The 1,040-nt window shown below is 71.0% G+C and carries 1 protein-coding gene; it reads left to right on the forward strand.

All coding sequences use genetic code 11. From position 1 onward, the window contains the following. The coding region (locus ACWF0M_RS38145) for a DUF222 domain-containing protein (protein WP_452240647.1) at positions 1–1,040 on the forward strand (1,040 nt) is incomplete at both ends.

The raw sequence follows: 1,040 nt of genomic DNA on the forward strand, positions 1-1,040 counted from the left end.
GCCGAGGCGATCGTGTCCGAACTGGAGAAGCTCCCGCCGTCGGTGCCGGTGGCCGACGTCGAGGTCGCCGAACAGGAACTGGTCCGCCTCGCCCGGCACCTGTGCCCGGCCGAGCTGCGCAAGGCCGCCGAACAGGCCCGCAACATCCTCGACACCGACGGCCCCGAACCCGAAGAACACCAGGCAGCCGCCCGCGAAACCCTCACCCTCCAGTCAGCGGACCGGGGCGTCAAGTTCAGGGGCTACCTCGCCAACGAAAACGCCGAACTCCTCCAGACCCTGATCACCGCCGGAGCCCGCCCCCACAAAACCCTCGACGGCGCCCCCGACCCCCGCACCCGCGAAAAACGCCAAGCCGACGCCCTCACCACCACCCTCACCCTCGCCGCCACCGCCCTCGACGCCGGCACCCCCGCCCCCACCATCCCCCGCCCCACCACACCAGCCAGCCCCACCCACGCCGGTTCCACGGGACCTGGTTCCACGCAGCCCGCTTCAACCGACGCCGCTTCCACGGAGCCCGGCTCCACGGAGCCCGGCTCCACAGCGGCCGACTCCACAGTGGCCGACTCCACGGCAGCTGACTCCACGGCGGCGGGTTCTACCGCGACCGGTTCTACGGCGGCTGGTTCCGCGGAGCCCGGTTCGACGGAGCCTGGTTCCGCGGACGCCGCTTCTACGGCGGCTGGTTCTACGGAGGAGGCGACCGCAGACGCGGTGGGCTGCTCGGATCGCGAGTCGGACGGTGCCGTCGGGGTCGAAGGTGTCATCGCAGGCGGGGCAGCAGCCGACCAGCGCGACGGTCCGGGTGCTGCTTCGGGTGCTGGAGTTGGTGCGGGTGGTGGGTTGGGTGGTGATGTGGTGCCGGGGTTCGGGGCGAAGGCGAACATCACCGTCACCATCGATCTGCAGGACCTCAAAGCGATGACTGCGGACGCGATCGGGCAGACCGTCTACGGCAACGGCCTGTCCGCGGCCACCATCCGCCGCCTGGCCTGCGACGCGAAGGTGATCCCGATCGTGCTCGGCTCCAACTCCGA

Source organism: Kribbella sp. NPDC055110 (assembly GCF_053607525.1).